Origin of the sequence: Bizionia sp. (genome assembly GCF_048259285.1) — a bacterium.
In the GTDB taxonomy this organism is placed as follows: Bacteria; Bacteroidota; Bacteroidia; order Flavobacteriales; family Flavobacteriaceae; genus Algorimicrobium; species Algorimicrobium hallyeonense.
This window is the reverse complement of sequence record NZ_JBLXHU010000044.1, coordinates 1-15,600: the sequence shown is the minus strand read 5'-3', so window position 1 is coordinate 15,600 and position 15,600 is coordinate 1. Positions and strand designations below refer to the sequence as shown.

14 protein-coding genes are annotated in these 15,600 nt (G+C 32.6%); 6 read left to right on the top strand and 8 right to left on the bottom strand.

The genetic code is table 11. From position 1 onward, the window contains the following. Window positions 1-201 (bottom strand): hypothetical protein (locus ACN0QX_RS13765; RefSeq protein WP_417197771.1); only part of this gene is annotated, 201 nt, incomplete at its 3' end. Window positions 202-403: 202 nt separating this feature from the next. Here ACN0QX_RS13765 and ACN0QX_RS13760 point away from each other — a divergent pair. Beyond that, window positions 404-979, top strand: a complete 576-nt coding sequence (locus tag ACN0QX_RS13760; protein WP_417197769.1) for a hypothetical protein — start codon at window positions 404-406, stop codon at window positions 977-979. 189 nt (window positions 980-1,168) lie between these two features. Here ACN0QX_RS13760 and ACN0QX_RS13755 read toward each other — a convergent pair whose 3' ends face one another. The 3 genes from ACN0QX_RS13755 to ACN0QX_RS13745 form a co-directional block, all read right to left on the bottom strand. Next, window positions 1,169-1,786, bottom strand: coding sequence for a hypothetical protein (locus ACN0QX_RS13755; protein WP_417197767.1), 618 nt, complete (start codon window positions 1,784-1,786; stop codon window positions 1,169-1,171). A 154-nt stretch (window positions 1,787-1,940) separates the two neighbouring features. Beyond that, window positions 1,941-2,504: a hypothetical protein gene (locus ACN0QX_RS13750; protein WP_113966841.1), complete on the bottom strand. Its 564-nt coding sequence runs from the start codon at window positions 2,502-2,504 to the stop codon at window positions 1,941-1,943. Between the two features lie 178 nt (window positions 2,505-2,682). Beyond that, a complete protein-coding gene (locus ACN0QX_RS13745) occupies window positions 2,683-3,669 on the bottom strand; it encodes a type I restriction enzyme HsdR N-terminal domain-containing protein (RefSeq protein WP_298266131.1) in 987 nt (328 codons plus the stop codon). 383 nt (window positions 3,670-4,052) lie between these two features. On the opposite strand from ACN0QX_RS13745, the gene ACN0QX_RS13740 reads away from it, so the two are divergent. The 3 genes from ACN0QX_RS13740 to ACN0QX_RS13730 are packed head-to-tail and all read left to right on the top strand — an operon-like array spanning window position 4,053 to window position 6,947. Further along, window positions 4,053-5,783 (top strand): DNA polymerase III subunit gamma/tau, encoded by a 1,731-nt coding sequence (locus ACN0QX_RS13740; protein WP_248399226.1) that lies wholly within the window; start codon window positions 4,053-4,055, stop codon window positions 5,781-5,783. Between the two features lie 6 nt (window positions 5,784-5,789). After that, window positions 5,790-6,362: a hypothetical protein gene (locus ACN0QX_RS13735; protein WP_417197763.1), complete on the top strand. Its 573-nt coding sequence runs from the start codon at window positions 5,790-5,792 to the stop codon at window positions 6,360-6,362. Between the two features lie 3 nt (window positions 6,363-6,365). Next, window positions 6,366-6,947 carry a tRNA-(ms[2]io[6]A)-hydroxylase gene (locus tag ACN0QX_RS13730; RefSeq protein ID WP_248399222.1) on the top strand — a complete coding sequence of 194 codons (582 nt, stop codon included), beginning with the start codon at window positions 6,366-6,368 and terminating at the stop codon, window positions 6,945-6,947. Between the two features lie 61 nt (window positions 6,948-7,008). Here ACN0QX_RS13730 and ACN0QX_RS13725 read toward each other — a convergent pair whose 3' ends face one another. The 4 genes from ACN0QX_RS13725 to ACN0QX_RS13710 form a co-directional block, all read right to left on the bottom strand. Next, window positions 7,009-7,539 carry a porin family protein gene (locus ACN0QX_RS13725; protein WP_248399220.1) on the bottom strand — a complete coding sequence of 177 codons (531 nt, stop codon included), beginning with the start codon at window positions 7,537-7,539 and terminating at the stop codon, window positions 7,009-7,011. A 101-nt stretch (window positions 7,540-7,640) separates the two neighbouring features. Further along, the gene (locus tag ACN0QX_RS13720) at window positions 7,641-8,546 is read right to left on the bottom strand and encodes a Ppx/GppA phosphatase family protein (protein ID WP_417197761.1); all 906 of its coding nucleotides are present in this window, start codon (window positions 8,544-8,546) and stop codon (window positions 7,641-7,643) included. Window position 8,547: 1 nt separating this feature from the next. Beyond that, a complete protein-coding gene (ppk1, locus tag ACN0QX_RS13715) occupies window positions 8,548-10,608 on the bottom strand; it encodes a polyphosphate kinase 1 (protein ID WP_248399216.1) in 2,061 nt (686 codons plus the stop codon). Between the two features lie 93 nt (window positions 10,609-10,701). Beyond that, window positions 10,702-11,190 carry a SixA phosphatase family protein gene (locus ACN0QX_RS13710; RefSeq protein ID WP_417197759.1) on the bottom strand — a complete coding sequence of 163 codons (489 nt, stop codon included), beginning with the start codon at window positions 11,188-11,190 and terminating at the stop codon, window positions 10,702-10,704. Window positions 11,191-11,698: 508 nt separating this feature from the next. Here ACN0QX_RS13710 and ACN0QX_RS13705 point away from each other — a divergent pair. Together ACN0QX_RS13705 and ACN0QX_RS13700 are read left to right on the top strand one after the other, a co-directional pair. Then, on the top strand, window positions 11,699-12,217 hold the full coding sequence (locus ACN0QX_RS13705; RefSeq protein WP_417197757.1) for a hypothetical protein: 519 nt from the start codon (window positions 11,699-11,701) through the stop codon (window positions 12,215-12,217). Between the two features lie 32 nt (window positions 12,218-12,249). Then, window positions 12,250-15,600, top strand: a 3,351-nt coding sequence (locus tag ACN0QX_RS13700) for a hypothetical protein (protein ID WP_417197755.1), incomplete at its 3' end; no start/stop codon positions are given.

Here is a 15,600-nt window from a genome sequence, read left to right as displayed (position 1 = left end):
GTTATATTTTTCAAACAAGTCATTATTCATTCCGAATAATTTTGTTTCTCTCACAATATTATGGAAGTTTTCTACTTCATCTTTATTCTTTTCATTAGGTTTTATTTCATTAAAAAAAATATTGTTTATTGAAAACGCATTAAAGTCAGTTATTTTCTCAAATAATAAATCAATTTTTTCAATTATTTCTTTTTCAGTCATTCTTTTGAGTATGAGTGGAAATGGTTGCTAACGTTTTGGTATATGAAAAGTAACGTGTAAAAATTCGTTAATTTTCGGTTAAACTATTGTGTTTTTTAGTGCTCACAAATTTTAGGCTGCGAACTTGCCTAGTTATTTTTTATATACGGTGTTGGCGTTTCGTTTTTTATTTTTAGTTTAGTCTCTTAAATTCAAATTTTCAATGTCAAAGTTTTACAGATTTTTATCAAGTCCGAAAATACGTTTTTTAGATAATATTCTTATTGAACTTGAAAAAGAACCTGTTGAACAGAATGAAGATTATATTGCTCCAAAAGTCTGCTATTTTGATTCTAAACCTGATAAAATATTCGGTTCATTTAGACTTACACAACCTTTTATTAAAGAAGGTAAGGAACGTCTGTATTTTAGAATAGCTACTTTATATCTTGAACGTGAAAATCTTATTTCAATTATTCGAGTTAATCCTTACACTCCAACATACCTTATAAATTATGAAGGTATTGTTTTAGTCAAAAGTGGTGGATTAGGTCGAAAATTGTTTCTCGAAAAATGGTCAGGTCGTTTACAACGAATGGCTTGGATTATAGCATTTTTCACTCTTTTATTCAAAATACTTATAGACCTTAACTACATACAACCTATCAAGGAATCCAATTCCGATACCATTCCCAATGATTCTTTAAATATATGTCCAACAGAATCAAAAGGTTCAAAAGAATCACTAAAAGAGCCACTCCAAAAAAAGCTTGATAAGGTTCAATCTGATAGTTTATAATTTCATCTACTTTTATTTGATTTATAGTCATCGTTTTATTCAAATGAACGCCAACGTTTTTGTATATGATTTGTTGCGTGTTTTAATCACCTAATTTAGCAAATACAACTCAACTAAAAAATCCGCGAGGATTTTCGTAAGTAGGCTATGACTAGCAATAAATTATATACGGTGTTGTAGCACGTTTTTTTATTTTCTTATCAATTCTCCTGTCCATATTTCACCTACATTTTTATAATATCTGTTCCCATTTTCATTTTTGTCTACTTTATAAGAATTATTGATGAAGTTTTTAAAATGTTCTTGATATTCCAACCAATGTTGTTCATTTTCGTAATTTTCTTTCGGAAAGTTTATTTCCCAATCTTCTAAAGTATCAAAATCAATCTTTTTTGTCCAAATAAGTGTGTCTTTTTCTTTTTCAAAGTTTTTAAGGTCAATGATGTTTTTTTGTTCGTTAGAGACATCAAAACATTTATTTTGGTAATATTCTATTTTTTCTTTTCCAATTGCACAAACGATTTCACTTTTTGGTAATCGTGGGTTATAAATCCAAACTCCAAGATAAAAAGGAATATTTAATTTATTCAGTTCTATTTTCCATTGAGAGTAAGTTGAGAATAAAATCTTAAAAATATCATCTCGTGTTTCTCCAACAACATTCTCCATATAATTATAACAGTCATCAATTTGAAAGTTCAGATATTCTTGTTCAAATAGTTTTTCTTTATTAAATCGGTTTTCTTCGCGATAGTACTTTTTATCTATCCATTTTTGAATTCCGATAACTCTATTTTTGAAGTTCATAGGTTTTTCTCAAAATGTGCTACAACGGTTTTGTATAAGATTAGTTGCGTGGTTTAGCAACGAATTTAGCAAATACAAACCGAATAGAAAATCCGCAAGGATTTTCGTAAGTAGGCTTGAACTAGCAATTAATTTTATACGGTGTTGTAGCACGTTATTTTTTGTTTTTATATAATTCCATTGCTTTAAGGAATTTCATTCCACCATCTTCAGTCAGGTCGTTTATGAATCCATTTAATTCAGGGTTGTTTTTGTCAATCCAGCTCAAAAGTCCATTTTTATTTTTTTCCCAAGTCGGATAATCAAAGTTCAGGTAATCTGTTTCTATACTGATTATTTTATCTTTTTGAAACTTAATAATTTGATTTGTTATAAATGGTTTTTCGTGAAGAAAAAAGATTCTTTTGTCCATTTTTGAAATTTTTGCTTTGACAATTCCATCTTTTTGTTCAATTTCAAGTATTTCATAGTTAGGTTCAAAAACAGAATCCCATTTTAAAACCTCCAAATATTCTTTTATAGAATATGTATTTTTATGTTCTCCTTCTATTGTTTTTATACTATCCGCAAACGATTCCGATATTTTAGAGTAGTCCGAATTGTCAAGAATCTTAAAGTATTGTTTAGTAATTTCAACTCTGTCAATTTCCTTTTCAGAGTTTTTACAGGATATAATTCCGATTGTCAATATTAGTAATAGTACTATAGTTTTGTTCATTCGTTTTTGGTTTGGTCTAATGTGCTACAACGTGTTTGTATAAGATTAGTTGCGTTGTTTAAGCAACTAATTTAGCAAATACAAACCGAATAGAAAATCCGCGAGGATTTTCGTAAGTAGGCTAGAACCAAGCAATTAATTTTATACGTTGTTGGCAACTGGCTTTTCTTTCCGATTTCTATTTGTCAATCGAAACTAAAACTTTTTCAATTCCGAGTTTTTGCCATTCTCCATTTCTGAATTCTGGTCTTGACCTTAAATTTCCTAAAACTCCCGAAGTTTCTCTAAATCTGTTAGCATTCCAAACTTTTTGTTTAGAAGTTCCGTTTTTATAAAATGTCGTGATATAAGCTGTTTTGGTCAATAAGAGTCTCTTTTTAAATTCAGATTCAGTTGAAGGATTTAATTCAATTGGTAAAATTCCATTTGAATAGTCAACTATTCTTTCTTTAGAAAATTCTCTTTTTGGTAATTCACTTTGCGTTGGTAGTGCATTTTTTGCTCTAATCTCAATTCTCAAATTTTCCAAAACAGACTCAATTAATTCTCCATCATATTCGTCAAGAAAATCTTGTTTTATAAGTTCCGATATTTTCTCTTGATAATTTTCGTCGAGTAGTTTTTTTGTCAGTTCTTTATGTTCCTCTCTGCGATTTAATTTTTTTAATCCGTTAAGAGTGAAATTCCGCAATGATTCTTGGTTAAAATTTTCTTTAGCAAATATTTCGACAAATTTTAATCCTTTGTCATTATCCTTTGTGAACTTTATTGTTTCTAAAAGTATTGGGTCTTCTTGTTTTGCTAAATCTCCATCGTAAAAAATTTGGATTCCTTGTCCAATTAAAATTCCGTATTCGAGTTTTAACTGACGCATATATGAAAATAACTGTTGTTGGAATCTTGAATTAAGTGGAATGTTTGGTTGTTTAATTTCAATCACGAACAATTTTCTATTATCGGAATCTTTTATTACAAAATCAGGTGTAATTCTGTTTGAGGCACCAACTTGAAAGGAAGGTCGAATTTCTATATCTCCAGAATATTCTTTCCAATCCAAAACTCTTAAAGCTTGGACTACATTTTGTTCAAAATCACTTTCGCTAATATCAGTCCGAATATTGTCGGATAATAAAAAGCAGATTTCATTCCATTTTTCGTTGTTCATTTTCGGTTTTCTCGGTTTTTTTCAGCTTGTTGCCAACTCGTTAAATAGCAACTTTTATTAGGTATATCCCGTAAATATGTCAGGATATCCTACGTTTTGAGTTACTGTTATCCTGTAAATATAAATTATTTATTTTAGATTAAAATCTTAATAATGCCAATTGCCATTGTTATTATGCGCGTCCTTTTAAAAAATACTTTTTCTAAAATTTCAGAATAAAACCTGGTTAACCTGTTTTTCCACAAAGTGAATACCACTCAAAAGTTAATTACTGTTAATAACTCCTATTAAATTAACAAGACTTTGATGTAATTTACCCGTGGATTTTTTAACTTTGTTTCACCATAAGTTTGCACCTAAAATAAGCAAACCCAATCGTATCCATGGAGCACTTTGTAGTATCAGCACGTAAATACAGACCACAAACGTTTAAAGACGTTGTTGGTCAGCAGGCTATTACAAACACCTTATTAAATGCCATTGAAAACAATCATTTAGCACAAGGTTTATTGTTTACGGGTCCACGTGGTGTTGGTAAAACTACCTGTGCACGTATTTTGGCCAAAATGATTAATAGTGATGGTACAGAGAAAGCGGATGAGGATTTTGCTTTTAATATTTTTGAGCTAGATGCTGCCTCTAATAACTCGGTAGACGATATTAGAAACTTAACGGATCAAGTCCGCATTCCACCACAAGTCGGGAAATATAAAGTTTATATTATTGACGAGGTCCACATGTTATCTCAAGCGGCTTTTAATGCCTTTTTAAAAACATTAGAAGAACCACCAAAGCATTGTATCTTTATTTTAGCTACTACGGAAAAGCATAAAATTATACCAACCATATTATCGCGTTGTCAGATTTTCGACTTTAAACGGATTACAGTTAAAGATGCCAAATCGTATTTAAAATATATTGCAGACGAACAAGGTATTACAGCTGAAGATGATGCCTTACACATCATTGCTCAAAAAGCCGATGGTGCTATGCGTGATGCCTTATCCATTTTTGATCGTGTGGTAAGTTTTTCAGGTAAAAATTTAACACGCCAAGCCGTTACTGAAAACCTAAACGTTCTTGATTACGAAACTTATTTTACGAGTACCGATTTAATTCTTGAAAATAAAATACCAGAATTACTTTTACAGTTTAATAGTATTTTAGCGAAAGGATTTGATGGTCATCATTATATAGCAGGATTAGCATCTCACTTTAGAGATTTATTAGTTTGCCAAAATCCAAGTACGGTTGAATTACTAGAGGTAGGCGAAGAAACGCAAGTCAAATATTTAGAGCAATCGCGAAAAGCAAGCCAAGCACTTTTATTTGAAGGTATAGAACTAGCCAACGATTGCGATCTGAAATACAAGTCCAGTAAAAACCAACGATTACTCGTTGAACTCTGCCTTATGCAACTTGCCTCTATCACTTTCGATGGAGAAAAAAAAAATTCTAAAAACTTTATAATTCCACCGAGTTACTTTGCAAAGATTGGCATCAAACCAATTCCAGTAAGCAAACAAGCTGTAGCCAGCAATCCACCAACTACACCAACCAAAGCTGAACCGGTTTCTGTTGAAAATAAAACAACCAATCAACCCGTTCATAAAGTTGAAGAAACGCGACCAGTCCTTACATTGGACGCTAAAAAGAAAACAACGTCTGGATTATCTTTAAAAAGTATTCGTGCTAAAAAAGAACATCAAATCCGGCAAATGGATGTCGTTATAGATGAAACGGATTTGCCGAAGGATTCTTTTACCGAAGAACAACTTATAGCGGTTTGGAATGTGTTTGTAAAGGAATTAGAAGCGACTGGAAAATTCAATTTGGCCTCTATATTATCCATTGATGTTCCTAAAGTAAAAGGAAATGCCATTCAATTGGAGTTCCCGAATGCAACCAATAAACTAGAAGTGGAAAGGGAATCGTATGATTTGTTGAGCTATATTAGAAAAGAGCTGAATAATTACGATATCCATTTAGACATTTCCATTAACGAAGAAATGGAAAAGCAATATGCTTATACCACGGAAGAGCAGTTTGAAAAACTCAAAGAAAAAAACCCAGCTATTGATGTTTTGAAAAAAACTTTTGGGTTAGATTTTTAAATTCTTATGAAACATGTAAGTCTATTTATATTAGTTGCTATTGCCATGGTTTTTGCAGCATGTGATGGTCGTGATCGCTTGCATAAAACACCACAAGAAATTCTACATGAATCCGAGTTATTAGATTCGTTTTCTGAAACCATAACCTATGTACCCGAAACCTATGCAGAGGTTAAAACAGATACCCTTCTAGCCAACGGTTTCCATATAAAAATTAGAACCTATACGGATATGGAACGTTCAGTTTTGGATACTACAAAAACAGACTCGATAATTTCCAAAACCTATTATCGCGACATTAAAAGTCAGGTAATTGTATTTAAAGAAGATCAGGAAGTTTTTAATAAAACTATTGATAAATCATTCTTTACAGACACATTTGCTCATCATGAAGCAGATTTAAAAAGGATGACACTACAATCTGCGCACGTAAATCAAACACCCAATGCGCCATCAACCGAAACTGATGCTGTACAAATAGCCTTTTATTACGTGCATATAAGCCGCGATTTAAAAAAACAATACCAATTACAAATTCAACCAAACGGCGAATTTGATATAACTAATTTTGAAAATTAAGTCATGCTAGGATTAAAATTACCAACAGACCCACGCTGGGTAAATATTGTAGAAAAGAATATTGAAGATATATTAACGGATCATGCTTACTGCGAGCAAAAAGCAGCAAGTACAGCCATTTCGCTTATTGTTGGTTTTCCAGAATACACGGAATTAGTGCAGGAAATGATTGCGTTGGTTAAAGAAGAAATTAGTCATTTTAAAATGGTTCACGATCGGATTTTAGATCATGGATGGACTTTGGGTCGTGACCGTAAGGATGAATATGTTTTAAAATTAATTACCTTTTTCCCTAAAGGAGGCAGTCGTACCACACAATTAGTTCACAGATTATTATATGCTGCTTTAATTGAAGCTAGAAGTTGTGAACGTTTCCGTTTGCTTTCGGAAGAATTAGAAGATAAAGAATTGGCAGAATTTTACCGCAAATTAATGGTGAGTGAAGCCAATCATTATACCATGTTTTTAGGTTTTGCCAGACAATATGGTGACCGTAAGGAAGTTGATAAAAAATGGAATGATTTATTAGATTTTGAAGCCGAAATAATGAAGGATTTAAGTAAATCTGAAACTATTCACGGTTAAAACAAAAAACTCCAATACTAAAAAGCATTGGAGTTTTTAAAAAATATAATTGGTTAATTAGTTAAATTTTCACACCAATTCCGATTTGGATGTTGGTATTTTTAGCTTCTAAATTAGCTGGATTATCATCTAAAATATTAGTGACACCATAGTGGTATCTTGCATCAATAAAGAATTCATCTGTAATCATGAATTCTAAAGCACCAACACCTGAAAAGCTAAAGTTTCTGTAGCCATCTTCAAACTCATGAATTTTAACACCTACTAATGGACCTGCTCCAAGTGATAATCTATCGCCAATTCTGAATTTTAATAAAATAGGCGCCTGAATATAATCTACGCGTAAACTTCTATCCTTAGCACCTTCGGCAGAAAACTGAATTTCTGGAGCTAATGCTATTGATGCTGATAAATCATATTCACCAAAGAAACCAATGGCAAAACCATTACGGTGTTGATTATCAAAAGTGGCATCTGGTTCAAAATCTAAATTTGAAACATTTATGCCTGCACGCACACCATACATGGCGTTTTGCGCGTAAGAAACAGTTGCAATAATTACAAAAGCTATTAAGAGTACTTGTTTTTTCATGATTATAAAAGTTTTAATGCGGTCTTAAAATTGATTTAGTTCTAGCGAATATAAATTATTTTATTAAATATAATATAATAAAAAGACAAACTGCATGTTTTTTACTGTGTATTGCTCGAAACCGTATCATAATAGATACTTTTAATAATTCCGTCTGCCAAACCAATTTTTGGCACATAAATATCCTTGGCACAACACCATTTCATTGCAGATAAATAAATACGGGTTGCAGGAATAATAACATCGGCCCGATCTTGATTTAAATCGAGTTCTGAAATACGTTCTTCATAAGAATACGTTTGTAACATATTATAATAAGACGTTAAATAGAAATAGGTTAAAGGCTTTCCTATAGCTTTACCCGAAATTTTAAATATCTTATTAATGTTTCCACCAGTACCCAAAACATCTATTTTTTCAAAAGCTTGGGTATGGGTTTTAATCCACTGCTCCAATTCGTTCCAGGTTTCATTTTTAACAATGTCATTTAATAAACGAACCGTTCCTATTTTAAAAGAACGCGAGGTGATAGATTCCCCATTATGGATTACTGTAAACTCCGTACTACCACCACCAACATCTACATATAAATAGGTTTTGTTAGCATCAATGTAGGAATTTAAATCGGTTGCCGCGATAATTGCAGCTTCTTCTTCCCCATTAATGGTATCGATTTTAATTTCGGTATTGTTAAAAATACGATTTGTAATTTTATCACCATTACTAGCTTCTCGCATCGCTGATGTGGCACATGCTTTATACTTAACCACGTTATGAGATTTCATAAGGAGTTTAAATGCCTGCATGGTATCTAATAATCGTTCGCCATTGTGTTTTGAAATTTTACCTTTCATAAACACATCCGAACCTAAACGAATTGGAACACGAACCAGGGAGCTTTTTTTAAAGCGTGTAGGTTTTCCTTTTTCTTCAATAATATTGGCTATCAGCAACCGAACGGCATTGGAACCAATATCTATTGCTGCATATTTTTTAATGGTTAGCATGCTAACTTTTTAATTTGTTTAAATAATACTCATATATAGCGAATTGCGCACGAACTATAGGTTCTTTCTTTTCTTTATACTGATTATTTTGCGTTTCGTTTAGAATCCGTGCTTTAACATTTGCACTCCAGAAAATACCGAAATTGTCTAATAATTCCTGCTTAATATCTTCATCATAAATTGGACAACTTACCTCTACTCTATTTTCAATATTTCTAGTCATTAAATCAGCCGATGAAATGTAGATTTGTGCATCATCATCAGGACCAAAAATATAAAGTCTAGAATGCTCTAAAAACTTATCTACAATGCTTATTACCTCAATGTTTTCACTCATATTTGGCACACCAGGAATTAAGCAACAAATACCACGAACAACCATTTGAATTTTAACACCTGCCCGACTGGCTTCATATAATTTATCCACCATTTTATAACTAGATAAACTATTCATTTTAAACCGAATTTGAGCTGGCTTTCCTAAAGATGCGTTGATAATCTGCCCATTAATAAGTCGGAAAAATGCTTTTTCCGTGTAATGAGGGGACGTAATAATATGCTTATAGCGGTATATTTTATAATTAATTTCAAAGAAACTAAAGACTTTATTAATGTCCTTTAAAATTTTCTGGTTGGCCGTAAATAAGGTGTAATCCGTATAAATTTTGGCGGTAGATTCATTAAAATTGCCTGTGCTAACAAATCCGTAGCGTTTAATTTTATGTTCTTCTTCACGCTCTATGACACACATTTTACTATGCACCTTTAAGCCTTGAACACCAAAAATTAAATGCACACCCTCATTTTGCATTTGCTGGGCATAATCAATATTGGCTTGCTCATCAAAACGCGCTTGAATTTCAATGGAAACCGTTACTTTTTTACCGTTTTTGGCAGCATTGATTAAGGAACTGGCTACGTGCGAAATTTGAGCTAATCGGTAAATAGTAATTTTAATAGTAGATACTTTAGGATCTAAAGCTGCTTCACGTAAAAACTTAACGATGTACGAAAACGTGTGATATGGTGTGTGAATTAAAAAGTCTTTATGCGCTATGGATTTAAAAATACTTTCTTGAAAACTCAACCCTTTTACAGGTAATGCTTCAATTTTGGAATACAGTAAATCGGTACGTCCTAAACTAGGGAAATCCATATAGTCCCGACGGTTGTGGTAACGACCACCTGGAATTTTACTATCTGTAGATTCAATATTCATTTTATCCATTAAATAGGATAAGGTAACTTGATCTATAGTTTTATCATAAACAAACCGGACGGGTTCTCCTATTTGACGATGTTTAACACTATCTGATATTTTTTCAATAAAACTTTTACTTAAATCACTTTCCAAATCTAATTCACCATCTCTCGTAATTTTTATCATGTGAGCAGAAATGACATCGTAGTCAAAAATATCGAAGATCTCATCCAAACAGTAACGCAATAAATCGTCTAGCATGATAATAAAGTTTTTATCATCCTGTTTTGGTAAAACCACAAAACGATCCATAGATTTTGAAATTTCAATAAGTGCATATTGATTTTCATTATCTTTCATACTCAACTTAACAGCTAAATATGCCGCACTATCTTTTAAGTTTGGAAGTTCTACAGAATCACTTAAAATAATAGTCACCAAAGCAGGACTAACCTTTTGATGAAAGTAATTTTTTATAAATTCGTGTTGAGACGGTTGGATGGATTTTTCATTAATAATGAAAATATTTTCATCCTCTAGTTGCTTATGAATTTTACTTAAAATTTCTAAACTATCACTCTGTTGCTTAATAACTATTTGGGTGATAATATCTAATAACTCATTGGCTTTTATACCACCAAGTTCACTTTTACCCCCTTTTCCAGCTTCTACAATGCGTTTTACAGTAGCGTAACGTACTTTAAAGAACTCGTCTAAATTATTAGAAAAAATACCTAAAAATCGGAGTCGTTCAATTAGCGGAACGGTTTCATCATCTGCTTCTTGTAACACCCGATCATTAAACTGTAGCCAGCTAACTTCTCTATTTATATAACGATTTTCTTGTACTTGTTTAGCCATTAAAATTTTTTAGTTATGTTACAAATATATTGTATTGTATGGAATTTTTGGGTATTAATAATTCGTTAAATTGTTAATTATAGGGTTTGAAATTTATTGTCTTAAGTCCTTTGGAAAAATAATCCGACTGGTATCTCCCGAAGTTATTTCTTGCCAAGAATCACAATTAAAAATAATAGTTACCAAACCACATGTTGGTACATTTTCTATCCGTTCACTTCCAAATGCATTTACAAAATTGGTAATGGCATCATTATGTCCAAATACCATAAGACTATTTATTTCATCTGGACAATTTTTAATATGAAAGGTGAGGTATTCACCTGAAAAATCATATAACTCATGATTAAAACGGCAAATTTCTGAAGGTATATTTAAGGTTTTTATAAAAATTTCAGCAGTACTTTGCGCTCTCACAGCATTACTAGACCATAATAAATCGGGACAAAAATTAGTGGTTTTTAATTGATTAGAAACGTTGTTAGCATCTGTTAACCCTCGCATTTTTAATGGTCGAAGATGATCTGGAAGATTAAGTTTCCAGGATGATTTGGCATGTCGTACTAATGTGAGAGTTTTCATATATTATCGTTTAAAAGTAATTTTTATCGTTTAAGTGTTGCTTAAATCAGACAAATGACTTACATTGCACCAGAATTTAAAATTAAACGCTATTAATCAACCTAAAATTACATGAAAAAATTGACCTACATCCGTCCAATATCCTAATTTTTTAGAACACAGCATTCGGTTATTCTCAAAAAGTACTCTCGATTAATTATATCTATTTATCGACTAAGTGTTTAGCGGAATCCTTTAATCGAATTTTTAAGTGATTTAACATTTTTTTTTGATTGATTGATTTAATCGCATTTTATTTGTGATGTAAGCTATTAATCAAGATGATCCCAAATCAAACTAAAAAACTTAATCCATTCGCATGCAAGCATGCTCTTCCCTCAATATTTTTTAGAACAATAAATGTATTGTTGAGCCCTAAAAAGGTTTAACTACTATTTATACGATTTAATTGAACTGATTTTATAGCTTTTGAAAACCAATAAGTTAAAGAATTAATATATCAATAATTATGAAAAATAGAATGAACATGACGTTAACAACCGTAGTAATGGTGTGTGCGTTATTAGTTGTTTTCACAAGTAGCAGTTTTGCTCAAGAAAACCCTATCTATCAACTCCCTGATAATACGGACAGCCAAAGTATGTCTAGAACATCAACGCGAGTTACAACGTATCCAGAAGATTTGCTCTATGATTTGGAACCTTCTGTTTATATTAAAAACAATCAGATAATTGAAGTTACTGAAGGCCAAAAGCCAAAAGTAGTAAAGCTAAAAGACACTAACTCATTCAACATATTAAGTTCAGACAATGACTTATTTAAGCGTGTTGAAATGATAACTATCAATATTAAATCAGCTTCAGATTTAATGCGTCCTTTTAATGTAGATAACATTAGAGGTTTTGGTAGTCTAAAATATATTTACTTGAAATGTGAATCTTCAGTTACTGAAAGTCAAATACGAAATTTCATCCAACAAGCGGATTTGGAAATTAGTATTTTCTACAAAATATTTAACCGTTCATAAATTTGGTATTAGCTTAATTTAAAGTTACAAAAATGGAAAACTTATACACCTCAAAAACCAAGAACTATAAAACGCAAACTCAATTTGCGTTAGCTGTATTTATGCTATTGGCAGCTACTTTTTATAGTTATAGTCAAGTGCGCGTAAATTTTGAACCTCGAACGTCCATCTACACGCCATCCAAAACTATTTATAATGTAAAGGGAGATTTTACCATGATGGGTAACACCAACCTAACATTAGCTACCTATGGTGATAACACCAATAACGGTGGAAATGACATGAAGTATGTGGATATTGACAACGACGTTAATACCTTGAATTCGTCATCGGCTACTTTACAATTTTCTCAAGAAAACAACGCTATTCCAGAATGTTCTAATGTAGTGTATGCAGGCTTATATTGGTCTGGTCGAGCTGGCTCAAGCAATACATTTACCGTAACGAAGAGCGTGCCAAATGGTAATTTTATAACGCAAACTATTAATACAACCGATATAATTTATAGTAATGAAAGTATTGATAATACGGACTACTCATTAAATATTTCTAGTTCTGGTGGTACTTACAGGTATACATTTACTACAACAGGATCCGGGAATAAGGTAGAGTTTATTTACAGAACTTCTGGAAATAATGAAACCCTACATGTTTCCGTAAATAATGGTCCAGAGTCTGCGGTGTCTACAAGTTCAATTAATGATGACAACGCTTATTTAAGCTCACCATACCAAGTATTTTCAGATTCAAATTATACGTTGGAGGTTACAAGATTAAGATTAAATTGGACAGATAGAGCTTATGTGAATGTTAATTACACTGAAACAATTCCTGCTTTAACGACTATTACCAAAAATTATGACAAGCGTAAGGTTTCCATAAAAGGTCCAACAGCGGGAAGCTATACGCAATTAACAGCGAATGCAACCGATATTTATTACCCAACAAGTTCAGATGACTACATGTATTCCGCCTATGCTGAAATTACAGATTATGTAAGAACTAATGGATTAGGAGAATATTTTGTTGCCGATTTAGCTTTGAGAGAAGGTGATCCTGACGGTACGGGTTACTATGGTGGCTGGGGAATGGTTGTGGTTTACGAAAACACAAAAATGAAATGGCGTGATGTGACAGTTTTTGACGGTCATGCTTATGTTGTTTCTGGTAACAATAATCAATACACTATTGGTGTTAATGGCTTTAACTCCACGCAAAATGGCGATGTTAATGTAAAGTTAGGTGTTATGGGTGGTGAAGGCGATGTTGGTTTTTCCGGTGATACATTCCAAATTGAAAATAGAAATTCAGGAACTTATACCTCATTAAGTCATTCTGGAAATAATACTAATAACTTTTTTAAATCTTCTATCAACACGGGAGGAAATCCTAGAAACCCACAATTATTGAATAACACTGGTGTTGATATTAGTATGTTTGATATTAATAATACGAACAATGCTATTATAAATAATAATCAAACTAGTACGTCATTTAAATACTTTACCAATGGCGATACATATTCCATATATAACGTAACATTTGCGGTTGATGCCTATATTCCAGAATCTGAAGGAATACTATCTGCAAATTCAATTAATGGTGTAGCCGTTGGTAGTGGTAACTTAACAGTTCAACCGGGCGATACTATTGAGTATGGTGTTGAAATTAGAAACCGTGGAACAGAAGCTATTACTAATGGTCGCTTGGTTATTCCAATACCATTTACATCTTCTTTTGTACCAGGAAGTATCTCTTATAATGAATACAATCCTTTATTTCAGTCTTCACCTCCTTATTTTGATCCTAATGAAGGTGCTACAGGAGCTGTTGTCTGGGATATGGCCTTTATTCCATTAAACCCGTTGAACTTGGCCGAACTAATGGCTGATATTTCATTTGAAATTACATCAACAACAGACTGTTCTATTTTAGTTAACAATAATTGTACACCAAAAATTGTAATAGTTGGTGGTAATATTTCAGGTACGGGTAATGTTTCGCAAACAAATTATTCATTGCCATTAATACAAGGTTATCAAGAAGCTGGTGTATGTCAAGGGGAACCTAATACTGCTCCTATTGAAATTGATATCGATTCGGAACAATATATTTTAGATAATTGTACAGGTGTATCGGTTCAACGAGATTTCTTTTATTGTAGTTTTGAAGGTAATACAATTCCTGTTTCTGAAGTGTCTGGAAACTTTCCTCCAGGAACACAGTATTACGATTCATTTCCTATTACACCATCTACAATACAGTACAATCAGAATAACCCATTCCCAGCCACAATAGGTGTATCTACTTATTACGCTATCCCTCCAGGTCAAGGCGGTTGTAATTATATTTTTACCATTGAAGTGAATGATATTTTAACAACACCAACAACTAGTAATGTAACCTATTGTTTAGGAGAAACCGCTTTACCATTAACGGCTACAACTTCTGAATCTAATTACATATTATTATATTATACTAATAATAACCCGGCTACGCCTGGTCAAGTGTCTATAACACCATCTACTAGCACTGCTGGTGTTTTCACATATTATGTATCTGAAGGACCAAGTAATTCCTGTACTGGAGAACGTACACCAATTACGGTCACAGTACTCGATCCAATTACGATAACTCTAGATAGTGTAACAAATACAGGTTGCTCTGGAAATGATGTTGGAGCAATTAATATTTCTGTATCTGGTGGAACTGGAAATTATACCTATTCTTGGGATGATGCCTCTAATGCCACCACTCAAGACCTTACAGGATTACCAGCTGGAACGTATACAGTAACCGTAAATGATACAGATTCAAATTGTTCAGCAACTGATAGTTTTGAAATTATTGTTGAAGATACAGCTCCACCTACAATTACAGCCCCAACCGATGTAAGTTTAGAAGGTTGTGCGGCTGAAGATATTACAAATGGAGGTTTAACAGCTTTGGCTTTTTCTGAAACCGAGGTTACTATAACTGAAGCTGAATATTTAGCTGAAGGTGGTACTTTTTTAGAAGATAATGTGGCTAGTATTACATATCAAGATATTGCAACAGGCTCATGCCCTATAACAATAAAAAGAAATTTTACAATCACAGACAATTGTGAGCAATCGGCAGCGGCAATTCAAACCTTTACTATTACCTCACCTGCCGTTGTGGTGAATACACCTAATAATACTACAGCTGATGCTTGCGATTATGCAAGTCAAGCGGAAGTTGATACAGCTTTCAATACCTGGTTAAACGGTTTTACCGTTTCTGGTGGCTGTAATGCAACTGGTGATTACGGAACGCCTACGGCTCCACTTTTATGTGAAGGTGGTACTACAACAGTAACATATACCATTTCGGATCTTTGTATTCCGTCTACTATTGAGAGA